The 22,830-nt window shown below is 68.7% G+C and carries 21 protein-coding genes and 1 riboswitch; of the genes, 13 read left to right on the forward strand and 8 right to left on the reverse strand.

Annotation, left to right across the window (positions count from 1 at the left end):
• The first annotated feature begins 142 nt into the window (after positions 1-142).
• Positions 143-3,298 (forward strand): efflux RND transporter permease subunit, encoded by a 3,156-nt coding sequence (locus EDD93_RS20405; protein WP_123526515.1) that lies wholly within the window; start codon positions 143-145, stop codon positions 3,296-3,298.
• A gap of 83 nt (positions 3,299-3,381) precedes the next feature.
• On the opposite strand, the gene EDD93_RS20410 is transcribed toward EDD93_RS20405, so the two are convergent.
• From EDD93_RS20410 to EDD93_RS20420, 3 genes are read right to left on the reverse strand one after another with little or no spacing between them, the layout of a single operon-like run.
• Positions 3,382-3,576 (reverse strand): DUF397 domain-containing protein, encoded by a 195-nt coding sequence (locus EDD93_RS20410; RefSeq protein WP_123526516.1) that lies wholly within the window; start codon positions 3,574-3,576, stop codon positions 3,382-3,384.
• Between the two features lie 58 nt (positions 3,577-3,634).
• Positions 3,635-3,829: a DUF397 domain-containing protein gene (locus tag EDD93_RS20415; RefSeq protein ID WP_123526517.1), complete on the reverse strand. Its 195-nt coding sequence runs from the start codon at positions 3,827-3,829 to the stop codon at positions 3,635-3,637.
• Positions 3,826-4,653, reverse strand: coding sequence for a helix-turn-helix transcriptional regulator (locus EDD93_RS20420; protein ID WP_123526518.1), 828 nt, complete (start codon positions 4,651-4,653; stop codon positions 3,826-3,828). The genes EDD93_RS20415 and EDD93_RS20420 overlap by 4 nt, the downstream gene beginning before the upstream one ends.
• A 105-nt stretch (positions 4,654-4,758) precedes the next feature.
• On the opposite strand from EDD93_RS20420, the gene EDD93_RS20425 reads away from it, so the two are divergent.
• Complete coding sequence (locus tag EDD93_RS20425; RefSeq protein WP_398904301.1) at positions 4,759-5,121, forward strand: hypothetical protein; 363 nt, start codon at positions 4,759-4,761, stop codon at positions 5,119-5,121.
• A 128-nt stretch (positions 5,122-5,249) separates the two neighbouring features.
• Here EDD93_RS20425 and nadA read toward each other — a convergent pair whose 3' ends face one another.
• On the reverse strand, positions 5,250-6,446 hold the full coding sequence (nadA, locus tag EDD93_RS20430) for a quinolinate synthase NadA (protein ID WP_185092387.1): 1,197 nt from the start codon (positions 6,444-6,446) through the stop codon (positions 5,250-5,252).
• A gap of 237 nt (positions 6,447-6,683) precedes the next feature.
• Between nadA and EDD93_RS20435 the strand changes: the two genes are divergently transcribed.
• Positions 6,684-7,040, forward strand: a complete 357-nt coding sequence (locus EDD93_RS20435) for an iron-sulfur cluster assembly accessory protein (RefSeq protein ID WP_024488899.1) — start codon at positions 6,684-6,686, stop codon at positions 7,038-7,040.
• A gap of 93 nt (positions 7,041-7,133) precedes the next feature.
• Here the strand turns inward: EDD93_RS20435 and EDD93_RS20440 are convergent, their stop codons facing one another.
• Both EDD93_RS20440 and EDD93_RS20445 read right to left on the reverse strand, forming a co-directional pair.
• On the reverse strand, positions 7,134-8,606 hold the full coding sequence (locus tag EDD93_RS20440) for a hypothetical protein (RefSeq protein ID WP_123526520.1): 1,473 nt from the start codon (positions 8,604-8,606) through the stop codon (positions 7,134-7,136).
• Positions 8,607-8,789: 183 nt separating this feature from the next.
• The gene (locus tag EDD93_RS20445) at positions 8,790-8,987 is read right to left on the reverse strand and encodes a hypothetical protein (RefSeq protein WP_123526521.1); all 198 of its coding nucleotides are present in this window, start codon (positions 8,985-8,987) and stop codon (positions 8,790-8,792) included.
• Positions 8,988-9,141: 154 nt separating this feature from the next.
• On the opposite strand from EDD93_RS20445, the gene EDD93_RS20450 reads away from it, so the two are divergent.
• Complete coding sequence (locus EDD93_RS20450) at positions 9,142-10,116, forward strand: carbohydrate kinase family protein (RefSeq protein WP_123526522.1); 975 nt, start codon at positions 9,142-9,144, stop codon at positions 10,114-10,116.
• A 181-nt stretch (positions 10,117-10,297) separates the two neighbouring features.
• Here the strand turns inward: EDD93_RS20450 and EDD93_RS20455 are convergent, their stop codons facing one another.
• Positions 10,298-11,680: a cysteine desulfurase/sulfurtransferase TusA family protein gene (locus EDD93_RS20455; protein ID WP_123526523.1), complete on the reverse strand. Its 1,383-nt coding sequence runs from the start codon at positions 11,678-11,680 to the stop codon at positions 10,298-10,300.
• A gap of 270 nt (positions 11,681-11,950) precedes the next feature.
• On the opposite strand from EDD93_RS20455, the gene coxB reads away from it, so the two are divergent.
• The 4 genes from coxB (at position 11,951) to EDD93_RS20475 (ending at position 16,417) form a co-directional block, all read left to right on the forward strand.
• Positions 11,951-12,913: a cytochrome c oxidase subunit II gene (coxB, locus tag EDD93_RS20460; protein WP_024488904.1), complete on the forward strand. Its 963-nt coding sequence runs from the start codon at positions 11,951-11,953 to the stop codon at positions 12,911-12,913.
• Positions 12,910-14,646, forward strand: a complete 1,737-nt coding sequence (ctaD, locus tag EDD93_RS20465; protein ID WP_073735590.1) for a cytochrome c oxidase subunit I — start codon at positions 12,910-12,912, stop codon at positions 14,644-14,646. Before coxB ends, ctaD begins: the two co-directional genes overlap by 4 nt.
• Entirely contained in the window at positions 14,643-15,041 is a 399-nt protein-coding gene (locus EDD93_RS20470; protein ID WP_123526524.1) for a cytochrome c oxidase subunit 4, read from the forward strand. The genes ctaD and EDD93_RS20470 overlap by 4 nt, the downstream gene beginning before the upstream one ends.
• 122 nt (positions 15,042-15,163) lie before the next feature.
• Positions 15,164-16,417, forward strand: a complete 1,254-nt coding sequence (locus EDD93_RS20475) for an Ig-like domain-containing protein (RefSeq protein WP_123526525.1) — start codon at positions 15,164-15,166, stop codon at positions 16,415-16,417.
• 79 nt (positions 16,418-16,496) lie between these two features.
• Here EDD93_RS20475 and EDD93_RS20480 read toward each other — a convergent pair whose 3' ends face one another.
• The gene (locus EDD93_RS20480; RefSeq protein ID WP_123526526.1) at positions 16,497-16,898 is read right to left on the reverse strand and encodes a hypothetical protein; all 402 of its coding nucleotides are present in this window, start codon (positions 16,896-16,898) and stop codon (positions 16,497-16,499) included.
• Between the two features lie 202 nt (positions 16,899-17,100).
• On the opposite strand from EDD93_RS20480, the gene EDD93_RS20485 reads away from it, so the two are divergent.
• From EDD93_RS20485 to trpD, 5 genes are all read left to right on the forward strand, one after another.
• Positions 17,101-17,721, forward strand: a complete 621-nt coding sequence (locus EDD93_RS20485; RefSeq protein ID WP_024494183.1) for a heme-copper oxidase subunit III — start codon at positions 17,101-17,103, stop codon at positions 17,719-17,721.
• Positions 17,722-17,783: 62 nt separating this feature from the next.
• Positions 17,784-18,593: a c-type cytochrome gene (locus EDD93_RS20490; protein ID WP_123526527.1), complete on the forward strand. Its 810-nt coding sequence runs from the start codon at positions 17,784-17,786 to the stop codon at positions 18,591-18,593.
• On the forward strand, positions 18,590-19,642 hold the full coding sequence (locus EDD93_RS20495) for a ubiquinol-cytochrome c reductase iron-sulfur subunit (RefSeq protein WP_123526528.1): 1,053 nt from the start codon (positions 18,590-18,592) through the stop codon (positions 19,640-19,642). Before EDD93_RS20490 ends, EDD93_RS20495 begins: the two co-directional genes overlap by 4 nt.
• The gene (locus tag EDD93_RS20500) at positions 19,639-21,264 is read left to right on the forward strand and encodes a ubiquinol-cytochrome c reductase cytochrome b subunit (RefSeq protein WP_123526529.1); all 1,626 of its coding nucleotides are present in this window, start codon (positions 19,639-19,641) and stop codon (positions 21,262-21,264) included. The genes EDD93_RS20495 and EDD93_RS20500 overlap by 4 nt, the downstream gene beginning before the upstream one ends.
• A gap of 126 nt (positions 21,265-21,390) precedes the next feature.
• Positions 21,391-22,455 carry an anthranilate phosphoribosyltransferase gene (gene trpD, locus EDD93_RS20505; protein ID WP_123526530.1) on the forward strand — a complete coding sequence of 355 codons (1,065 nt, stop codon included), beginning with the start codon at positions 21,391-21,393 and terminating at the stop codon, positions 22,453-22,455.
• A gap of 110 nt (positions 22,456-22,565) precedes the next feature.
• A riboswitch (SAM riboswitch) is annotated at positions 22,566-22,683 on the forward strand.
• Positions 22,684-22,830: the final 147 nt, after the last annotated feature.

Genomic DNA, 22,830 nt, shown 5'->3' on the forward strand with positions numbered 1-22,830 from the left:
AGCTGCGGTATGCGGGGGATAAGAAAGCGACCTGCGATTGACGCTTTGAGTCCCTGCGGTGGGCGATCGTATAAGTGGGCCGGGTCTGTCCCCGAGTTACCCGCCCACCTGCCGCGTAAGCCACAGAAGAGAGACCCAACCCATGTCCTGGCTGTCCAGATTCAGCCTCGCGCAAAGGGCCCTGATCGGGCTGATCTCGATCGTTGCGCTCGTGTTCGGAGCGATCGCGATCCCGCAGCTCAAGCAGCAGCTGCTGCCCACCATCGAACTCCCGATGGTGTCGGTGCTCGCCCCGTACCAGGGCGCGTCCCCCGATGTGGTCGAGAAGCAGGTCGTCGAACCGCTCGAGAACTCGATCAAAGCCGTCGACGGCGTCACCGGAATCACCTCCACCGCCAGCGAGGGCAACGCCGTCATCATGGCGTCCTTCGACTTCGGCGACGAGGGCACCAAGCAGCTCGTCGCGGACATCCAGCAGGCCGTGAACCGCGCCCGCGTCCAACTGCCCGACAGCGTCGACCCGCAGGTCATCGCCGGTTCGACGGACGACATCCCGACCGTCGTCCTCGCCGTCACCTCGGGCAAGGACCAGCAGGCCCTCGCCGACCAGCTGGACCGCACCGTCGTGCCCGCACTGGAGGACATCGACGGTGTCGGCCAGGTGTCCGTCGACGGTGTGCGGGACCTCCAGATCTCCGTCACCCCCGACGACAAGAAGCTCGCGGAAGCCGGTCTGAACGCGGGCTCGCTCTCCCAGGCACTCCAGTCCGGCGGCGCGACCGTCCCGGCCGGTTCCTTCTCCGAGTCGGGCAAGAGCCGCACCGTCCAGGTCGGCGGCGCCTTCACCTCGCTGAAGCAGATCGAGGACCTGCGGGTCATCGGCCAGGACCCGGCGACGGGCAAGCCCGGCCAGCCGGTCCGGGTCGGTGACATCGCGACGGTGAAGCAGGAGCCCGCCGCCGCGGACTCCATCACCCGTACCAACGGCAAGCCGAGCCTCGCCGTCATGGCCACGATGGACAAGGACGGCAGCGCCGTCGCCATCTCGGACGCGGTCAAGGACAAGCTCCCCGACCTGCGCAAGGACCTCGGCGCCGGCGCCGAGCTGACCGTCGTCTCCGACCAGGGGCCCGCGGTCTCCAAGGCGATCTCGGGCCTGACCACCGAGGGCGCGCTCGGCCTGGTCTTCGCGATCATCGTGATCCTGGTCTTCCTGGCCTCGCTGCGCTCGACCCTGGTCACCGCGGTCTCCATCCCGCTCTCCGTGGTCCTCGCGCTGATCGTGCTCTGGACCCGTGACCTCTCGCTCAACATGCTCACCCTGGGCGCGCTGACCATCGCGATCGGCCGGGTCGTCGACGACTCGATCGTCGTCCTGGAGAACATCAAGCGCCACCTCAGCTACGGGGAGGAGCGCCAGTCGGCGATCCTCGCCGCGGTGAAGGAAGTCGCCGGCGCGGTCACCGCCTCGACCCTCACCACGGTCGCCGTCTTCCTGCCGATCGGTCTGGTCGGCGGCATGGTCGGTGAGCTGTTCGGCTCGTTCTCGCTGACCATCACCGCGGCCCTGCTGGCCTCCCTGCTGGTCTCGCTGACGGTCGTCCCGGTGCTCTCGTTCTGGTTCCTGCGCGCCCCCAAGGGCAGCGCCGAGGACCCGGAGGCGGCCCGCCGCAAGGCCGAGGAGAAGGAAGCCCGCAGCAAGCTCCAGCGGATGTACGTCCGGGTGCTGGGCTTCGCCACCCGGCGCCGCATCGTCAGTGTGGTCATCGCCGTCGTCGTGCTCATCGGCACCTTCGGCATGGCTCCGCTGCTGAAGACCACCCTCTTCGACCAGGGCGAGCAGGAAGTCCTCTCGATCAACCAGGAGCTGCCCCCGGGCACCAGCCTGGCGGCCGCCGACGAGGCGTCCAAGAAGGTCGAGAAGCTCCTCGCCGCAGACAAGGGCATCAAGGCCTACCAGGTCACCGTCGGCTCATCAGGCTTCATGGCGGCCTTCGGCGGCGGCACGGGTGCCAACCAGGCCACCTACCAGGTCACGCTGAAGGACCCGGCCGAGTACGACGCCACCTCGAAGCGCCTCGACGAGGCCCTCGGCAAGCTCGACGGCGTCGGTGACACGACCATCGCGGAGGCGGGCGGCTTCGGCAGCCAGGACCTGAGCGTCGTGGTCAAGGCCGCCGACGCGGACGTCCTGGCCAAGTCCTCCGAGCAGGTGCGCAAGGCGGTGGCGGGCCTCAAGGACGTCTCCGACGTCCAGAGCGACCTGTCGCAGAGCATCCCGAGGATCTCGGTCACGGCCAACTCCAAGGCCGCCGACGCCGGCTTCAGCCAGGCCACCCTGGGCGCGGCCGTCGCCGGCGCGGTGAAGGGCACCCCCTCCGGCAAGGCGACCATGGACGACACCGAGCGCGACGTCGTCATCAAGTCCGCCCACCCGGCCGCCACGATGGCCGAACTGAAGGCCCTCCCGCTCGGCCCGGTCAAGCTCGGCACCATCGCCGACGTGAAGCTGGTCCCCGGACCGGTCTCCATGACGCGGATCGACGGCCAGCGCGCCGCGACGATCACCGCCAAGCCCGTCGGTGACGACACCGGCAGCGTCAGCACGGCCCTCCAGAAGAAGGTCGACTCGCTGAACCTCCCGGAGGGCGCCACCGCCACCATCGGCGGCGTCTCCCAGGACCAGAGCGACGCCTTCGTCAAGCTGGCCCTGGCCATGCTGGCGGCCGTCGCGATCGTCTTCATGCTGCTGGTCGCCACCTTCCGGTCGCTCATCCAGCCGCTGATCCTGCTGGTCTCCATCCCGTTCGCCGCCACCGGCGCGATCGGGCTGCTCCTCATCACCGGCACCCCGATGGGCGTCGCGGCGATGATCGGCATGCTGATGCTGATCGGCATCGTGGTGACCAACGCGATCGTGCTGATCGACCTGATCAACCAGTACCGCCAGCAGGGCATGGGCGTCGTCGAGGCGGTCATCGAGGGCGGCCGTCACCGGCTGCGCCCGATCCTGATGACGGCGCTGGCGACCATCTTCGCCCTTCTCCCGATGGCGCTCGGCGTCACCGGCGAGGGCGGCTTCATCTCGCAGCCGCTGGCCGTCGTGGTCATCGGCGGTCTGGTCACCTCGACGCTGCTGACGCTGCTCCTGGTGCCGACGCTCTACGCGATGGTGGAGCTCCGCAAGGAGCGCCGCGCGAAGAAGAAGGCCGACAAGCGCGCCGCGAAGGCGGGCGTCCCGGCCCAGGCCGAGTCCGAGTCCGACGAGGCCCGGGAGACCGAGCCCGCGAAGGCCTGACGAAACGGAGAGGGGCCCCGTCCCACGCGACTGCGTGGGACGGGGCCCCTCTCCGTTTCCTGCGGCGCCCGCTATGCACGTGGTTACTTGAGCGAGGAGACGAACGCACCCCAGGCCGAGGCCTCGACGACGATCGCGGGTCCGGCGGCGTTCTTGCTGTCGCGTACGGGGACGACGCCGGGGAAGTCGTCGCTGATCTCGATGCATTCGCCCCCGTTGGTGTTGCTGTAGCTGCTGCTGCGCCAGCGGGCGGTGCTCAGCTCGGGGGAGTGGTTCATGGTCGGTAGCCCTCCATCGCGGTCCGGATCAGTTCCGCCGACTCGGCTTGAGCCCTCGCTACTTGAGCGAGGAGACGAACGCACCCCAGGCCGAGGCCTCGACGACGATCGCGGGTCCGGCGGCGTTCTTGCTGTCGCGTACGGGGACGACGCCGGGGAAGTCGTCGCTGATCTCGATGCATTCGCCCCCGTTGGAATTGCTGTAGCTGCTGCTGCGCCAGCGGGCGGTGCTCAGCTCGGGGGAGTGGTTCATGGTCGGTAGCCCTCCATCGCGGTCCGGATCAGTTCCGCCGACTCGGCCAGTGAGGAGGAATTGGCGCGCAGCACCTCGTACTGCCGCCGCCACTTCTTCACCACGGCCGGATCCTCGTAGAGATGACCGGCCGCAATGCCTTCCTCGTACGCCACCGAAGTACCGTCGGAGAGGGCCAGCAGAGTCAGCGCGCCGCCCAGCAGCGAGTGGAGCCCCGTACTGAATGGCATCACCTGAACCTTACTGTTCGGAGTGTCCACCTGCTCCAGCAGCGAAGCCAGTTGCTCGTGCATGCAGGCCCGACTGCCCATCTGCCGCCGCAGCACGCTCTCGTCGATGATCGCCCACCGGAAGGGCGCGCTCTGCGAATGCTGCCGCTCCTGACGGGACATGCGTGCGGTGACGCGTTCCTCGACCTGTTCGCAGGTCAGGTCCTCCTGGCAGCGCAGGAACGTGCGGGCGTACTCCTCGGTCTGGAACAGGCCCGGCAGCGCCTGAGCGCCGTACTGCTCTATCACCTCGGACCGCGCCTCGAAGTCCATGTACCGCTTGTACTGGTCGGGATGGATCTCGCGCCGGGCCAGCTCGTAGAGCCCGTGGAAACGGTCGTCCGTCCCGAAGGCGACGTCCAGCCGGCTGGGGATGTCCGGTGGCGGCATCAGGTCGGCCGTCTCGATCCGGGCCAGCGTGCTCTTGCTGGAGTTCACGATCTCCGCGAGCTGTACGAGCGACAGCCCCGCCCGCTCGCGGTGGCGGCGCTGCTCGGAACCGAAGTAGTGGCGGGCGGACAGGTACGGGGTGAGGGCCTGGGGTGTGAACGTCACGGTGTGCCTTTCGTGTGTCCCGTTCCCAAGACCGGGACAGCGGCGCCCTGTTGGAGTGAGGTTTCACAGGGCGACGATTGCGGCACACACCGTAACCGTCCTCTCGTGCGGCGCACCAGAGGGCCTTCTCCGAAGGTGGCGATCGACATGATGTTCGACGCGCAGGGCCGGGCCATGCGGCTGCTCCCGTGGACCAACGAGCAGGGCGGGCCGTGCTGGCTCAGTACGGCGGACCCCGACAGCCGCGTCTCCCGGATGGCCGACGAACTCGAATCCGACCTGATCGCCTCGGCCGAGTACGTACTGGAGGAGGCCCGGGAGGTGCTGGCGGAGACCGTGGTGGGGGAGCGGGAGCTGCGGTTCGCGGGCATCCGGCTCGCCGAGTCACTCGGGGACACCCTGCGGATCGCGGAGAGCCGGGGCGGGCGGCTGGCGAACGGCGAGGGCGGTGGCCGGCGGGAGAGCTGACCGGGGCGGGGAGGGGAGCGGCCATGGGCATCAGCGCCGCAGGGCCCCGGAAGCGCCCGAAGGCGGCCCCGGGGCCTTTGCGCGGCGTGCGCTACGGCAGCGCGAGCCATCCTGCTCCGGTGCGGGCGCTACGGCAGCGCCAGCATCCGCTCTAGCGCGAGCTTGGCGTACTTCTCGGTCTCCGGGTCGACCTCGATCCGGTTGACGAGGTTGCCCTCGGCCAGCGACTCCAGCGTCCACACCAGGTGCGGCAGGTCGATCCGGTTCATCGTCGAGCAGAAGCAGACCGTCTTGTCGAGGAAGACGATCTCCTTGTCCTCTGCCGCGAACCGGTTCGCCAGGCGCCGCACCAGGTTCAGCTCGGTGCCGATGGCCCACTTGGAACCGGCCGGAGCCGCCTCCAGCGCCTTGATGATGTACTCCGTCGAGCCGACGTAGTCCGCCGCCGCCACGACCTCGTGCTTGCACTCCGGGTGCACCAGCACGTTGACGCCGGGTATCCGGGCGCGCACGTCGTTGACCGACTCGACCGAGAACCGGCCGTGCACCGAACAGTGTCCGCGCCACAGGATCATCTTCGCGTCGCGCAGCTGCTGGGCGGTCAGGCCGCCGTTCGGCTTGTGCGGGTTGTAGAGGACGCAGTCCTCCAGGGTCATCCCCATGTCCCGGACGGCGGTGTTGCGGCCCAGGTGCTGGTCGGGCAGGAACAGGACCTTCTGGCCCTGTTCGAAGGCCCACTCCAGGGCGCGCTTCGCGTTCGACGAGGTGCAGATCGTGCCGCCGTGGCGGCCGGTGAAGGCCTTGATGTCGGCGGAGGAGTTCATGTACGAGACGGGCACGACCTGATCGGCGACGCCGGCCTCGGTCAGCACGTCCCAGCACTCGGCGACCTGTTCGGCGGTGGCCATGTCGGCCATCGAGCAGCCCGCCGCCAGGTCCGGCAGCACGACCTTCTGGTCGGCGGTGGTCAGGATGTCCGCGGACTCGGCCATGAAGTGCACCCCGCAGAAGACGATGTACTCGGCCTCCGGACGCGCCGCGGCGTCGCGCGCCAGCTTGAAGGAGTCACCGGTGACGTCCGCGAACTGGATGACCTCGTCGCGCTGGTAGTGGTGGCCGAGGACGAAGACCTTCTCGCCCAGCTTCTCCTTGGCCGCGCGGGCGCGCTCCACCAGGTCAGGGTCGGACGGGGAGGGCAGGTCGCCGGGGCATTCGACGCCGCGCTCGCTCCTGGGGTCGGCGTCGCGGCCCAGCAGGAGCAGGGCGAGGGGCGACGGCTGGACGTCGAGTTCCTGGACGGGGTGGGCCGTGGTCACGTCACGCACCCTTTCTTCTCTGCGAGGAGCTTCTCTGAGAGGAGCCTTTTCGTCGAATTGACGTTATCTATCATATCCGGTTCACGTCACTTTGACGATGCCGATAGCGTCAATGTGACGCACCCGCTCGTGGGCCCGGTGTGCGAGCATGAATGGAACAGGCAAGCGCGCGGCCCGGAATGAATCCGCGGTTCCGGCGGTTGCAACGTCGGCAAGCAGACTCCGTACAACCCGGGAGAGAAGCAGATGTCCGTATCGGACGAGACCACCACCGTGAGCGACGGCATCCTCCTGTCCGACGCCGCCGCAGCCAAGGTCAAGGGCCTGCTGGAGCAGGAAGGCCGTGACGATCTGGCGCTGCGCGTCGCCGTCCAGCCCGGCGGCTGCTCGGGCCTGCGGTACCAGCTCTTCTTCGACGAGCGTTCGCTCGACGGCGATGTCGTGAAGGACTTCGGCGGCGTCAAGGTCGTCACCGACCGGATGAGCGCCCCGTACCTGGGCGGCGCCTCCGTCGACTTCGTCGACACCATCGAGAAGCAGGGCTTCACGATCGACAACCCGAACGCCACGGGCTCCTGCGCCTGCGGAGACTCCTTCAGCTAGGCGCGACAGGCACAGCGGTACGGCGGCGGCCCCGGGGAGTGAATCCCCGGGGCCGCCGCCGTACCGCTGTGTGCCCGCAGAGCGGGTCTCAGGTCACTTCTGCGGCACCGCGCCGCCCGACCCCGCGTCGACCACCTTCCGGTCGCCCAGCGGCTGGTCCAGGGTGACCGTACGGGTCAGCTCCTTGGCGATCATGATGCAGGCCTTGTCCGGGTCCGGCTTCGACTCCGCCACGTGCACCCGCACCGTGTCGCCGTCCTCCTTCGCGCTCACCTTGTACGTACTGCACGCGCCGCCCCAGAAGGTCACCGAGAGCGTCCGTCCGTCGGCGCTGTACGACTGGGCCGTGCCACCGGCCCGCGTCGTGCCGCCGCCGTCCGGGGTCTTCTCCGACGGGGCGTCCTTCGTCAGGTACGCCGGATCCACGGCGACCTGCGTGACGGTGTTGCCCGCCCCGCCCGCCGCCGGCCGGACCGTGAAGATCCAGGACGGGACGAGCAGCTGCTTCCCGTCCACGAACTGCGCCGCCAGGCCGAAGACGGCCTTGTCGACCGTCACCGTCGTCGTGGGCGGCTCGGCGCCGGTCCGCGCGCCGCAGGACTCCCCGGACGGCTTCCGGTCACCGCCCAGGGGCGCCACCGTCGCGCACCCGCCGATGTTCTTGCGGCCGTCCGACGGCTGCGCGGCGTTCAGCTGCTTCAGCGCGTCGGCCGCGCCGACCACCGGGTACTCGGCGCCCTTCTCCAGGCCCTTCAACTGCCCGCCGCCGCCGATCACCTGCCCGTCCGTGCCGACCTGGACGCCGGTCGCCCAGCCGTACGTGGGCAGCCCGTCCACCACCGTATCCGCGTTCACCACACGGGCCGAGCCCATCAGCTGGCGGGCGTCGAGGGCGGCGCCGTCCTGGCCGGCCGCCTTCAGCACGGGCACCGCCGCCGCCTTGGCGTCCTTCTCGCTCACCGGTGATCCCGAGCCGCCCGGCGCCACGTGCCCGCTCGAACAGGTCGCCTTGTGCCCGCAGTTGTCCGTGCCGCCGGAGCCGTACCGGGCGAACGTCCAGGTGCCCGGTGCCTGCTTGCCGACCCGCAGCACCGGTCCCGAGCCGTCGCCGTCGGGGCCCACCTTCCAGGAGGTGCCCTCGGCCCGCGGCGTGCCGTCGAGGCCGAGCGCCTTCGCCAGCCGGGCCACCTCGGCCGCGGAGACGGTTCCGCTCGTGCGCTGGACGGCGGCCTTCGCCGGGCCGTCCGGCAGCGCTCCGGCCGCGCGGTAGACCAGCCGTCCGCCGTGCGGATCGGGCTCGCCCGGCGCGATGCCCTTCGGTGGGGCCGACGCGCCGGGGGAGTCCGCCGCCGGACCGCCCGTCCCCTCGTCCAGGGAGAGCGGCGGGGGAGTGGTGCCGGAACCGTCCGAGGCGGTGTACTCGCCGCCGCCGTGGCCGTCCGCGGTGGCGGCCCAGTACGCGCCGCCGCCACCGGCCAGCAGTACGGCTGCCGCCACCGAGGCCACGGCGAGCGGCGAACGCCGCTGGGGGCCGGTCACGTCGTTGTCGGGTCGCTCGGTGCTCACCGGATCGCTCCTTCGCCTGCATTGGCGTCATGTGCCTGGCCGGCACATGGCCCGCCCCTCGGGTGCGGACACCGATGGGACGGGGCGCGGGAGCGCACGGTTCCCCCGTGGGGCGGCAGTTGCGGCGGGAGGGAGGTCGGGGAGGGGCCGGCGCGACGTCTGGAGCGCCGTACTCCGGCCCTGTCAGTCGCCGTACTCCGACATCGAGTCGATCAGCCTCGCCGAGGCGGGAGGCACGGTCACCCCGTGAATCCGGGACGGCTCCACAGGGGTCGCGGCGATCTTTGTGGGTACCACCCAGTGCGGAGCCATCCGTGCGCAGTCTCCGCGCAGCTCAGCCAGACCGGACTCGGACTCGGGCGGGGCGATGTTGTTCGACATATCCGCACCGTAAGCACCCCCGAGCTCAGGAGGAAAGCCCTACTATCGGGTAGTTTTTCCGCTTCGCCTGGTTGCCCGAACCGGTAGCGTTAACTGTCACGCCGACCCGGGAACGCGGACACCGTTCCCTCGACCTCCGCAGGAGCAGTCTCCCGTGCGTATCGCAGTCACCGGCTCCATCGCCACCGACCACCTCATGACCTTCCCCGGCCGATTCGCGGACCAGCTGGTCGCGGACCAGCTGCACACGGTCTCGCTCTCCTTCCTGGTCGACAACCTGGACGTGCGCCGCGGAGGTGTCGCCGCGAACATCTGCTTCGGCATGGGCCTGCTCGGCACCGCCCCGATCCTGGTCGGCGCCGCCGGCGCCGACTTCGACGAGTACCGCGCCTGGCTCGACCGCCACGGCGTCGACACCGGATCGGTGCGGATCTCCGAGGTCCTGCACACCGCCCGCTTCGTCTGCACGACCGACGCCGACCACAACCAGATCGGCTCCTTCTACACCGGCGCCATGAGCGAGGCCCGGCTGATCGAGCTGAAGGCCGTCGCCGACCGGGTGGGCGGCCTGGATCTCGTCTCCATCGGCGCCGACGACCCCGAGGGCATGCTCCGCCACACGGAGGAGTGCCGCTCCCGCGGAATCCCGTTCGCCGCGGACTTCTCGCAGCAGATCGCCCGGATGGACGGCGACGAGATCCGCATCCTGCTCGACGGGGCCACGTACCTCTTCTCCAACGAGTACGAGAAGGGGCTCATCGAGTCGAAGACCGGCTGGACCGACGAGGAGATCCTCTCCAAGGTCGGCCACCGCGTCACCACCCTCGGCGCCCAGGGCGTACGCATCGAGCGCGCCGGCGAGGAGCCGATCGAGGTCGGCTGCGCCGAGGAGAAGAGCAAGACCGACCCGACCGGCGTCGGCGACGCCTTCCGCGCCGGATTCCTCTCCGGCCTCGCCTGGGGCGTCGGCCTGGAGCGGGCCGCCCAGGTCGGCTGCATGCTCGCCACCCTGGTCATCGAGACGGTCGGCACCCAGGAGTACACCCTGCACCGCACCCACTTCATGGACCGCTTCACCAAGGCCTATGGCCACGAGGCCGCCGACGAGGTCCGCACGCACCTCGCCTAGGCGTGTTTTGAAAGTAGCGTCGTCCGCCCGGAGGGCGGGCCGGCGGCGTCCGGTGCGTGCGATCGCAAGGCGCGGACATGGTCTCGTAGCGGAGCTACCAGGGCATTTCCGCAACGCCGCGAGCGTGCGTGCCAGACGCCGCCGGGCAGACGGGACTTTCACAACACGCACTAGGAACGAGTCAGGACAGCCGGCGGACCACATAGGCCGAGCCCCGGTCCGCCGGCTCCTCACCCACGTACTCCTGCTCGCGCATCGCACACCAGGCCGGAATGTCGAGCCTGGCCGCCTCGTCGTCGGACAGGACGGTCACCGTCCCGCCCACCGGTACCCCTCCGATCACCTTTGCGAGCTCGATCACCGGAATGGGGCAGCGCCTGCCGAGCGCGTCGACGACCAGGGAGGCCGCCGGGCCGGGCGAGGGCGCGGCCGCAGCGGGCGCCCCCAGCTGCTCGCGCACCCCGGCCACCGCCCCCGGAAGCACGTCGAGGAAGCGGTCGACGTCCTCCTCGGTGGTGCCCGGCGGCAGCGACACGCGGACGTTGCCCTCCGACAGCACCCCCATCGCCCTCAGCACATGGCTCGGGGTCAGCGTGCTGCTCGTGCAGGACGAGCCCGACGACACGGAGAAGCCCGCCCGGTCCAGCTCCAGGAGCAGCGTCTCCCCGTCGACATAGAGACAGGAGAACGTGACCAGGTGCGGCAGCCGCCGTACCGGGTCACCGACGACCTCCACATCGGGCACCAGTACGGGCACCCGGCTCCGGATCCGGTCCACCAGGGCCCGCAGCCGCGCCGACTCGGCTGCCGCCTCCGCCCGCACCGCCCGCAGCGAGGCCGCCGCGGCCACGATCGCCGGAATGTCCTCGAAGCCCGCGGCTCGCCCCGACTCCCGCTCGTCGGCCGGACCCTGGACCGCGAACCGGACGCCCTTGCGCACCGCCAGCAGCCCGACCCCGGGCGGCCCGCCCCATTTGTGCGCGCTCGCCGCGAGCAGCGACCAGCCGCCCGGCACCGGTGCCAGGCCCAGCGACTGGGCGGCGTCCACCAGCAGCGGCACCCCCGCCTCCCGGCAGAGCCCGGCGACCTCGGCCACCGGCTGCTCGGTGCCGACCTCGTGGTTGGCGGACTGCAGGCAGGCCAGCGCGGTGTCCTCGCGCAGCGCCGCCGCGTACCCCTGCGGGCTCACCGCCCCCGACCGGTCCACCGGCACCTCGGTGACCGATCCGCCGCGGCCCTCGTGGTCGGCGGCCGAATGGAGCACGGACGAGTGTTCGACGGCCGACACCACCAGATGGCGGCCGACACGCCGACGCCCGGCGAGAGCCCCGGAAATTCCTGAGTGCACCGCCCGGGTGCCCGAGGAGGTGAAAGTGAGCTCGTCGGGGCGGCAGCCGACCGCCTCTGCGGCCGCCTCCCTGGCCGCGTCCAGCAGCAGCCGGGCCCGGCGCCCCTCCCGGTGGAGCCGGGCCGGATCGGCCCAGCCCTCGTCCAGCGCGGCAAGCAGCGCCTGGCGGGCGACGGGGTGGAGGGGGGCGGCGGACGCGGCGTCGAAGTAGGGCACCCGGCCACGCTAGCCGGGTCCGGGGACCGGCTCGGGACCGCCCGCCCGCAGGGGTAGGAGAGGGGGCGTCAGATGGCGGCCGGTGGCGCGGATTCCACCCCTTCGGGGAGTCGGACGGCGCGTTGGGCACCCTCCCCGCGCGACCCCAAATAGCGTCCAGTAGGGTTTGGTCCGCATAAACATCCAAACCCCTGCCCGCGTCAGGGGCGGCGACCGACAAACGAGACGGGCGCGCCGACCGTGCGGGCGAGACTCTCGGGAAGGCGCTACGTGAGTCCCAACGGCTCCGACCGCTCGTCGCGGCGCCCGATGCGGCGGAAGCTGCCGCAGGTGCTGACTGCGGGCCTGATCCTGGCGACCGCAACCGGTTGCACATACAAGGATTTCCCCCGCCTTGGTATGCCTACACCGGTAACGGAAGAGGCCCCACGGATCCTTTCCCTCTGGCAGGGCTCGTGGGCGGCAGCGCTCGCCACGGGTGTGCTGGTCTGGGGCCTGATCCTGTGGAGCGTCATCTTCCACCGGCGCAGCCGCACCAAGGTGGAGGTTCCTCCGCAGACCCGGTACAACATGCCGATCGAGGCGTTGTACACCGTGGTCCCTCTGATCATCGTCTCGGTGTTGTTCTACTTCACCGCGCGCGACGAATCGAAGATCCTCGAGCTCTCCCCGAAGCCCGCCCACACGGTCAACGTGGTCGGCTACCAGTGGAGCTGGGGTTTCAACTACATCGAGAACGTGGACGGCTCGGCCGCCACGGGCAACGAGGTCCCCAAGGAGCTCGACGCCATCCCGGACCGGTTCCGCAAGGACTTCCCCAAGGGTGCTGACGGCGTCTACGACGTCGGCGTCCCGGGAACCCGGAACCCGCAGAACGGCAACCCGGGTCCGACCCTGTGGCTGGCCAAGGGGGAGAAGGTCCGCTTCATCCTGACTTCGCGTGACGTCATCCACTCCTTCTGGGTGGTGCCGTTCCTCATGAAGCAGGACGTCATTCCGGGCCACACCAACTCCTTCGAGGTGACTCCCAACCAGGAGGGCACCTTCATGGGCAAGTGCGCCGAGCTCTGTGGCGCCGACCACTCCCGCATGCTCTTCAACGTCAAGGTCGTCTCCCCGGAGCGCTACCAGGCGCACCTCAAGGAGCTGGCGAAGAAGGGCAACACGGGCTACGTGCCGGCCGGCATCGAGCAGACTGACCCGGCCAGGAATGCGGAGACGAACAAACTGTGAGCATCCTCAACGAACCTCAGGGTGCCGCGGCAGCAGACGACTCGTACGAGGACGAGCTGCCGGTCCGGCGCAAGCAGCCGGGAAACGTCGTCATCAAGTGGATGACCACCACTGACCACAAGACGATCGGCACGATGTACCTGGTCACATCGTTCGCCTTCTTCTGCATCGGCGGTCTGCTCGCGCTCTTCATGCGCGCCGAGCTGGCCCGTCCGGGCACGCAGATCATGTCGAACGAGCAGTTCAACCAGGCGTTCACGATGCACGGCACGATCATGCTGCTGATGTTCGCGACGCCGCTGTTCGCCGGATTCGCGAACTGGATCATGCCGCTGCAGATCGGCGCGCCCGACGTGGCGTTCCCGCGGCTGAACATGTTCGCCTACTGGCTCTACCTCTTCGGCTCGATCATCGCGGTGGCCGGCTTCCTCACCCCGCAGGGTGCGGCCGACTTCGGCTGGTTCGCCTACTCCCCGCTCTCGGACGCGGTCCGTTCGCCGGGCGTCGGCGCCGATATGTGGATCATGGGTCTGGCCTTCTCCGGATTCGGCACGATCCTCGGTTCGGTCAACTTCATCACCACGATCATCTGCATGCGCGCACCCGGCATGACGATGTTCCGCATGCCGATCTTCGTCTGGAACGTCCTGCTGACCGGTGTTCTGGTCCTGCTGGCCTTCCCGGTCCTCGCCGCGGCGCTCTTCGCGCTCGAGGCGGACCGAAAATTCGGGGCGCATGTATTCGACGCGGCCAATGGCGGCGCATTGCTGTGGCAACACCTGTTCTGGTTCTTCGGGCATCCAGAGGTGTACATCATCGCTTTGCCCTTCTTCGGGATCGTCTCCGAAGTGATCCCGGTGTTCAGTCGAAAGCCGATGTTCGGATACATCGGCCTGATCGGCGCGACGATCGCCATCGCGGGTCTGTCCGTGACCGTGTGGGCCCACCACATGTACGTCACCGGCGGTGTGCTGTTGCCGTTCTTCTCGTTCATGACGTTCCTCATCGCGGTCCCGACCGGGGTGAAGTTCTTCAACTGGATCGGCACGATGTGGAAGGGCTCACTGTCCTTCGAGACACCGATGCTCTGGGCCGTCGGCTTCCTGATCACCTTCGCCTTCGGTGGTCTGACCGGCGTCATCCTCGCCTCGCCCCCGATGGACTTCCACGTCTCGGACTCGTACTTCGTGGTGGCGCACTTCCACTACGTGGTGTTCGGCACCGTCGTCTTCGCGATGTTCTCCGGATTCCACTTCTGGTGGCCGAAGTTCACCGGCAAGATGCTGGACGAGCGGCTCGGCAAGATCACCTTCTGGACGCTGTTCGTGGGCTTCCACGGCACGTTCCTGGTACAGCACTGGCTGGGCGCCGAGGGCATGCCGCGCCGCTACGCGGACTACCTCGCGGCGGACGGCTTCACCGCCCTGAACACGATCTCCACGATCTGTTCGTTCCTGCTCGGCCTGTCGATCCTGCCGTTCTTCTACAACGTCTGGAAGACGGCCAAGTACGGCAAGAAGATCGAGGTCGACGACCCGTGGGGTTACGGCCGTTCGCTGGAGTGGGCGACCTCCTGCCCGCCGCCCCGGCACAACTTCATCACCCTGCCGCGGATCCGTTCCGAATCCCCGGCGTTCGACCTGCACCACCCGGAAATCACGGCGCTGGAGCAGCTGGAGCACCACTCCGAGGGTGACAAGGCCCTCGCCGGCGGCAAGGAGGCTGGCAAGTGAAGATCCAGGGCAAGCTGTTCATCTGGCTATCGGTCTTCATCCTCGCCATGGCCGTCACGTACGGCGTGTGGTCCAAGGAGCCGGCGGGTACGACCGCGCTCGTCCTGGCCTTCGGCCTGAGCATCATGATCGGCTTCTACCTGGCCTTCACGGCCCGGCGGGTCGACGCGCTTGCGCAGGACAACAAGGAAGCCGACGTGGCGGACGAGGCCGGCGACGTGGGGTTCTTCTCCCCGCACAGCTGGCAGCCGCTCTCGCTGGCGGTCGGCGGCGCACTCGCCTTCATGGGAGTCATCTTCGGCTGGTGGCTGCTCTACTTCTCGCTCCCGGTGATCCTGGTCGGCCTGTTCGGCTGGGTCTTCGAGTACTACCGGGGCGAGAACCGCACCCAGTGACACCGCTCCACCCGTGAAACCGCTCCACCTGACGGGGGGCCCGCACTTCCACGAGAAGTGCGGGCCCCCCGTTTGCAGTCACCCCGCGCGCTGAAACGGATGAATCTTCTTAGCGTGGGTTCATGAACCACACGCCGCGCATCCGTCCCGTAGTGAGCTGCACTCTGCTGGTCGTGACCCTGGTCGCAGGGATGACCGCCTGTGGGGCGTCCGACAGTCATCCGCTCGCGGCGAAGCCGTACGACGCGGCGGATGAGATCTCCTCCAACACGCCCGACGGCGGCGAGAAGGTCGACCCGGACAAGCCCCTCGAAGTCAGCGTGGACGGTGACGACGGCCGGATCACCGACGTGACGGCCGTGGACGCCGAAGGACGCCATCTGGCGGGCGAGCTCGACGCCGACGGGCACCGCTGGCACTCCACCGCCCCGCTCGCCGCAGGCACCCGGTACACCGTCAAGGTCAGCATGGAGGACGACGACGGCGCCCCAGGCAGCCGCACGCTGTCTTTCGGGACCGCGGCGGCCAAGAGGTTCCTGAAGGTCACCTTCGGCCCTCAGGCGGGCACCTACGGCGTCGGACAGCCCATTACGGCGCAACTCAGCGCCCCGATCGCCGACAAGGCCTCCCGCGCCACCGTGGAACGCGCGCTGACCGTGCGCTCCACCCCCGCCGTGACCGGCTCCTGGTACTGGGTGGACGACAAGACGCTGCACTACCGGCCGAAGGAGTACTGGCCGGCCAAGGCCTCCATCGAGGTCAGCAGCGGCCTGACCGGCATCAAGGTGGCCAACGCGCTGTACGGGGCACCCACGAAAGCGTTGAAGATCACCACCGGCGACCGCATCGAGGCCGTCACCGACGCCTCGGAGCACTCCATGACGGTCAAGCGCAACGGCGAAGTGATCAACACCATTCCGGTGACCACGGGCAAGCCCGGCTTCTCCACCCGCAACGGCGTCAAGGTCGTGCTGGGCAAGGAGTACTACGTACGTATGCGCGGGGAGACCATCGGCATCGCGGAGGGCTCGTCCGACTCGTACGACCTGCCGGTCTACTACGCGACCCGGGTCACCTGGAGCGGCGAGTACGTGCACGCGGCGCCCTGGTCCACCGGCTCACAGGGTGTCGCCAACGTCAGCCACGGCTGCACCGGGATGAGCACCAGCGAGGCGGAGTGGTTCTACAACACCGTCCGTGAGGGTGACGTCGTCAGCGTCGTCGGCAGCGAGGGCGAGACCATGACGCCGTTCGACAACGGGTACGGCGACTGGAACCTCTCCTGGGCGAAATGGCAGAAGGGCAGCGCACTGCAGAACGACACGCCCGACCGGATGGACACGGTTCAGGCGGCGCGGCTGCGCCCCGAGGTCTGACCGGGGAGTGCGCTGCCCCCCGGAGGGACCAGCGGCAGGAGGAGGGGCCGGCAGCGGCCCCCCGGGCTCCCAGGGGCCCTCAGGCGCCCACGGAGAGCCTGCTGCGCAGCAGGGCGGCCAGGGAGTCCGCGAACCCGACCGGCTCGACCGGAAGGGTCACCGCGGCGTCCGCACGGCTCCACGTGGCCAGCCAGGCGTCCTGCGGGCGCCCCATGAGCAGCAGCACCGGCGGGCAGCGGAAGACCTCGTCCTTGATCTGCCGGCAGACGCCCATGCCGCCGGCCGGGGCCGTCTCACCGTCCAACACGCAGACGTCGACGCCTCCCTGCTCCAGGGCGTCCAGGACGGCGGGCAGGGTGGCGCACTCCAGGAACTCCACCGGCGGCACGTCCGCAGCGGGCCTGCGCCCTGCTGCCAGCCTCACCTGCTCACGGGTGTGTGCGTTGTCGCTGTAGACCAGGACCGTGGCGGTCGGCTGCATTGTTCCTCCGTGACATCCGTGTCTTCGGGGCTTTCGGGGCACTCGGTTCGTGAGGGCTGTCCGATGCGCGGATCGTACTCCGCCCGACAGCCTGTCAGCACCGGCCGGGACAGCGGATTCATGGGCCGTTCGGGGAGGACACACCCCTCTGACACACCGAACGGCACCCCCCGGAGTGAGGGCGGGATAAGCGACCGACATAATGTCGGTCGTGGCGACAGCAACGACAGTAGAAACCGGGCACGCGCACCCGTCGGTCAATCGGCCGAACCTCACCAGCGTCGGAACCATCATCTGGTTGAGTTCCGAGCTGATGTTCTTCGCGGCCCTCTTCGCGATGTACTTCACCCTGCGATCGGTGACCGGACCAGATCACTGGAAGGAAATGGCGTCGTCCCTGAACGTTCCGTTCTCGGCGACGAACACCACCATCCTGGTGCTCTCATCACTCACCTGCCAGCTCGGCGTCTTCGCCGCGGAGCGGGGCGATGTGAAGAAGCTCCGCGCCTGGTTCGTGATCACGTTCGTGATGGGTGCGATCTTCATCGGAGGCCAGATCTTCGAGTACACCGAGCTGGTGAAGAAGGACGGCCTCTCGCTGTCCTCGGATCCGTACGGCTCGGTGTTCTACCTGACCACTGGCTTCCATGGTCTGCATGTGACAGGCGGTCTGATCGCCTTCCTGTTCGTTCTGGGCAGGACATACGCAGCCAAGAGGTTCACCCATGAACAGGCGACCGCTGCCATCGTCGTGTCCTATTACTGGCACTTCGTCGATGTTGTGTGGATCGGCCTCTTTGCCACGATCTACTTGATCAAGTAACCGGGCCAGAGCCCGAACCACATCCAGCATCGACGCAGAAGATCCTGACACCGGGGTAATCCGTGAAAAAGCTCTCCGCACGACGACGCCATCCGTTGGCGGCGGTCGTCGTACTACTCCTCGCGCTTGCGGCTACCGGGGGGCTGTACGCCGCGTTTGCGCCCGCGAGTAAGGCGCAGGCCGACGAAACCGCCCAGTCCCTCGCCATCGACGAGGGCAAGAAGCTGTACTCCGTCGGTTGCGCCAGCTGCCACGGAACCGGCGGTGAGGGAACCACCGACGGTCCCCAGCTTGTCGGCGTGGGCTCCGCAGCCGTGGACTTCCAGGTCGGTACCGGCCGTATGCCCGCGCAGCAGCCGGGTGCCCAGGTACCGAAGAAGAAGGTCATTTACAACCAGGCCGAGATCGACCAGCTCGCGGCGTACGTCGCGTCGCTCGGCGCCGGCCCGATCGTCCCCACCAAGAGCCAGGTCAGCCCCGAGGGCGCCGACGTGGCCAAGGGCGGCGACCTGTTCCGTACCAACTGCGCCCAGTGCCACAACTTCACCGGCGAGGGCGGTGCCCTGACGAAGGGCAAGTTCGCTCCCAGCCTTGAGGGCGTGGACCCGAAGCACATGTACGAGGCCATGCAGACCGGGCCTCAGAGCATGCCGTCCTTCCCGGACACGACGATGCCCGAGCAGCAGAAGAAGGACATCATCGCGTACGTCCAGACCGTGAACAGCGCGCAGGCTGAGAGCCCCGGTGGCCTCAAGCTGGGCGGTCTCGGTCCGGTCAGCGAGGGTCTGTTCGGCTGGATCTTCGGGCTCGGCGCACTGATCGCAGTTGCCATCTGGGTCGCGGCCCACACCGCTAAGGCCAAGAAGTCATGAGTAGCCAAGAGATTCCAGAAGAGAACCTGCCCGCAGAGCAGGTCCCCGCGCACGGCGCGGTAGAGGGCGCGGACGACCCGTTCGCGGACCCGGGGCTGCCGGCCCACAAGCCGCGCATCCAGGACATCGACGAACGGGCCGCGGACCGGTCGGAGCGCGTGGTCGCGTTCCTGTTCACGCTGTCCATGCTGGCGACGGTCGGCTTCATCGCCTCCTACGTCATCTTCCCGGTCGACCAGATCGTCTACATCTTCCCGTTCGGTCATGTGAGCGCGCTCAACTTCTCCCTGGGTCTGACCCTGGGCGTGGCGCTCTTCACGATCGGCGCGGGCGCCGTCCACTGGGCGCGCACCCTGATGTCCGACGTCGAGGTCCCGGCCGAGCGGCACCCGATCGCGGCCGAGCCCGCGGTCAGGGCGCAGGTCCTCGCGGACTTCGCCGCCGGTGCCGAGGAGTCCGTGCTCGGCCGGCGCAAGCTGATCCGGAACACCATGTTCGGCGCGCTGGCCCTGGTGCCGCTCGCCGGTGTGGTGCTGCTGCGCGACCTCGGTCCGCTGCCGGAGAAGAAGCTGCGCTCCACCCTGTGGGCCAAGGGCAAGCAGCTCATCAACATGAACACGAACGAGCCGCTCCGTCCCGAGGACGTGGCCGTGGGTTCGCTGACCTTCGCCATGCCCGAGGGCCTGGAGGAGGACGCTCACGACTTCCAGACGCAGATCGCCAAGGCTGCGCTGATGATCATTCGCATCGAGCCGTCCAACATCAAGGACAAGCGCGAGCGCGAGTGGGCCCACGAGGGCATCGTGGCCTTCTCGAAGATCTGCACCCACGTCGGCTGCCCGATCAGCCTGTACGAGCAGCAGACGCACCACGTGCTCTGCCCGTGCCACCAGTCAACCTTCGACCTCTCCGACGGCGCCCGCGTCATCTTCGGTCCGGCCGGTCACGCTCTCCCGCAGCTGCGGATCGGCGTGAACAGCGAGGGCAACCTCGAGGCGCTCGGTGACTTCGAAGAGCCCGTCGGTCCTGCATTCTGGGAGCGCGGATGAGTACTGCGACCGATACGAAGCGCAAGGCGCCCGCCGGTGAGAAGATGGCCGACTGGGCGGACGGCCGGCTCGGGATCTACTCCCTGGCCAAGGCCAACATGCGCAAGATCTTCCCGGACCACTGGTCCTTCATGCTCGGTGAGATCTGCCTCTACAGCTTCATCATCATCATCCTCACGGGTGTGTACCTGACGCTGTTCTTCCACCCGAGCATGGCCGAGACCGTCTACCACGGTCCGTACGAGCCCATGCAGGGCATCCGGATGTCCGAGGCCTACGCCTCGACGCTGAACATCAGCTTCGACGTCCGCGGTGGTCTGCTGGTCCGGCAGATCCACCACTGGGCCGCGCTGATCTTCCTGGCCGGCATGTTCGTGCACATGATGCGCGTGTTCTTCACGGGCGCGTTCCGCAAGCCGCGTGAGATCAACTGGCTGTTCGGCTTCCTGCTGTTCGTGCTCGGTATGTTCACCGGCTTCACCGGCTACTCGCTCCCGGACGACCTGCTCTCCGGTACGGGTGTCCGCTTCACCCAGGGCGCGATCCTGTCGATGCCGATCGTCGGCACCTACATCTCGATGTTCCTGTTCGGCGGGGAGTTCCCGGGCGGCGACTTCGTCGCGCGGTTCTACTCGGTGCACATCCTGCTGCTGCCGGGCATCATGCTCGGGCTTCTGGTGGGCCACCTGATCCTGGTCTTCTACCACAAGCACACCCAGTTCGCGGGTCCCGGCCGGACCAACAAGAACGTCGTGGGCATGCCGCTGCTGCCGGTGTACATGGCCAAGGCCGGAGGCTTCTTCTTCCTGGTCTTCGGTGTCATCGCCGTCATCGCGGGCATCGCCTCGATCAACCCGATCTGGGCCATCGGCCCGTACCGCCCGGACCAGGTGTCCACCGGCGCCCAGCCCGACTGGTACATGGGCTTCGCAGAGGGTCTCGTCCGAGTGATGCCTGGCTGGGAGATCAACCTCTGGGGTCACACGCTCGTCCTGGGCGTGCTCATCCCACTGGTGCTCTTCGGGCTGATCCTGGGTGCGATCGCGATGTACCCGTTCATCGAGTCCTGGGTCACCGGGGACAAGCGCGAGCACCACATCCTGGACCGCCCGCGCAACGCCCCGACCCGTACGGCCTTCGGTGTCGCGTGGATCACGGTGTACTTCATCGGTCTGGTGGGCGGCGGTAACGACCTCTGGGCGACGCACTTCCACCTGTCGCTGAACTCGATCTCGTGGTTCGTCCGGATCTTCTTCTTCGTCGGACCGGTCATCGCGTTCGTCGCCACCAAGCGGATCTGCCTCGGCCTCCAGCGCCGGGACAGGGAGAAGGTGCTGCACGGGCGTGAGTCCGGGCTCATCAAGCGCCTGCCGCACGGTGAGTTCGTCGAGGTCCACGAGCCGCTGTCGCAGGGCCAGCTGCACACCCTCACCGCGCACGAGCAGTACGCGCCGGTCGAACTCGGCCCGCTGGTCGACGAGAACGGCGTCAAGCGCAAGGTGTCGCCGGTGGAGAAGGTGCGCGCCAGGCTCAGCAAGAGCTTCTACGGCGAGAACAACCAGATCCCCAAGGCGTCCCCCGAGGAGTACAAGGAGATCACCGAGGGCCACGGCCACCACTGATCACCTGAGCTGATCGCCACAGCGGGAGCCCCGTCCATCCATACGATGGACGGGGCTCTTCGCTGTCCCCGGCGCTCGATAGGGTGGTCGCATCCCTTTATCGGCTGTGGACCCCAGGAGCGGACCATGAACGTTGTGACCCCGGTCGGCGGCGACAGCGTGGCGGCTCGTACCTGGCCCGGCGTGCTGACCCCGCTGCTGCGCGGCGAGGACCTGAGCGCGGACGACACCGCGTGGGCGATGGACCGCATCATGAGCGGCGAGGCGACCGACGTGCAGATCGCCGGCTTCGCGGTGGCCCTGCGCGCCAAGGGCGAGACCGTCACGGAGGTGACCGGCCTGGTCCGCGCGATGTACGAGCACGCCACCACGATCCACGTGCCCGGCCGCACGGTCGACATCGTCGGCACCGGCGGCGACATGGCCAAGACGGTCAACATCTCCACCATGTCCGCGATCGTCCTGGCCGGGGCGGGCGCCAAGGTCGTCAAGCACGGCAACCGCGCCTCCTCCTCGGCCAGCGGCTCCTCGGACGTACTGGGCAAGCTCGGCGTCAACCTGGACCTGCCCCCGCAGCGCGTCGTCGAGGTGGCCGAGGAAGCGGGCATCACCTTCTGCTTCGCGGTGAAGTTCCACCCCGCCCTGCGGTACGCGGCGAAGGCCCGCGCGGAGCTGGGCGCCCCGACCACCTTCAACATCCTGGGTCCGCTCACCAACCCGGCCCAGGTGCGCTCCCAGGCCATCGGTGTCGCCGACCTGCGGATGGCGCCCATCGTCGCGGGCGTGCTCGCCGAACGCGGCAACTCGGCGCTGGTCTTCCGGGGCGACGACGGTCTGGACGAGCTGACCACCACCGCGACCTCCCGGGTCTGGGTGGCCCGCGACGGTGTGGTGCGCGAGCAGGCCTTCGACCCGCGCGACGTCGGCCTGGAGCTGGTGCCGGTGGAGGCGCTGCGCGGCGCCGACGCCTCGTACAACGCCGATGTGGCCCGTCGGCTGCTGGCCGGTGAAACGGGGCCCGTACGGGACGCCGTCCTGCTCAACGCGGCGGCGGCGCTGGTCGCGCTCGACCCGGGCGACGGCACGCTCGACGAGCAGCTCGCCGCCGGTATGGCGAAGGCCGCCGAGTCCATCGACTCCGGATCCGCGGGGCGCGCGCTGGAGAGATGGGTCGCGGCCAGCAACGCCTGAGCCCACGGCCCTGAGCCCACGGCCCTGACGCACGGAACACGGAGCGAGGCGCAGTCCAGATCATGGACTGCGCCTTGCGCGTTCTCCCACGTATGGCAAGATGCTGCGCAGGTCATGAGTGACAGCGACTACGGCCCCGGCCCGCTGTCCGGCAACCCTCCGTCCGTGGCGGGGTGCCCCGGGTGAAGACCAGGCCGTAGGCAGCGAGGTCTGCGGCAAGCGCGGACCCCTCGACGTCGCAAGGCGTCCACCCGTGGGGTCCTGGTCCTCAGGGAGCCTCTGTGAGCAAGCGAATGCGATAGGGCTTTTCGGCCCTCCTCCGCACACCCTCTTTTCTTCCTTCCGTGCTGCCGCGTACCCGCAGGCGCCGGAATT

Source organism: Streptomyces sp. 840.1, assembly GCF_003751445.1.
Taxonomy (GTDB): Bacteria; Actinomycetota; Actinomycetes; order Streptomycetales; family Streptomycetaceae; genus Streptomyces.

Coding starts and splice junctions, on each gene's coding strand:
- EDD93_RS20405 (WP_123526515.1), top strand. CDS start 143: ATGTCCTGGCTGTCCAGATTCAGCCTCGCGCAAAGGGCCCTGATCGGG.
- EDD93_RS20410 (WP_123526516.1), bottom strand. CDS start 3,576: ATGAACCACTCCCCCGAGCTGAGCACCGCCCGCTGGCGCAGCAGCAGC.
- EDD93_RS20415 (WP_123526517.1), bottom strand. CDS start 3,829: ATGAACCACTCCCCCGAGCTGAGCACCGCCCGCTGGCGCAGCAGCAGC.
- EDD93_RS20435 (WP_024488899.1), top strand. CDS start 6,684: ATGTCCGTATCGGACGAGACCACCACCGTGAGCGACGGCATCCTCCTG.
- EDD93_RS20445 (WP_123526521.1), bottom strand. CDS start 8,987: ATGTCGAACAACATCGCCCCGCCCGAGTCCGAGTCCGGTCTGGCTGAG.
- EDD93_RS20475 (WP_123526525.1), top strand. CDS start 15,164: ATGAACCACACGCCGCGCATCCGTCCCGTAGTGAGCTGCACTCTGCTG.
- EDD93_RS20480 (WP_123526526.1), bottom strand. CDS start 16,898: ATGCAGCCGACCGCCACGGTCCTGGTCTACAGCGACAACGCACACACC.
- EDD93_RS20485 (WP_024494183.1), top strand. CDS start 17,101: ATGTCGGTCGTGGCGACAGCAACGACAGTAGAAACCGGGCACGCGCAC.
- EDD93_RS20495 (WP_123526528.1), top strand. CDS start 18,590: ATGAGTAGCCAAGAGATTCCAGAAGAGAACCTGCCCGCAGAGCAGGTC.
- EDD93_RS20500 (WP_123526529.1), top strand. CDS start 19,639: ATGAGTACTGCGACCGATACGAAGCGCAAGGCGCCCGCCGGTGAGAAG.
- trpD (WP_123526530.1), top strand. CDS start 21,391: ATGAACGTTGTGACCCCGGTCGGCGGCGACAGCGTGGCGGCTCGTACC.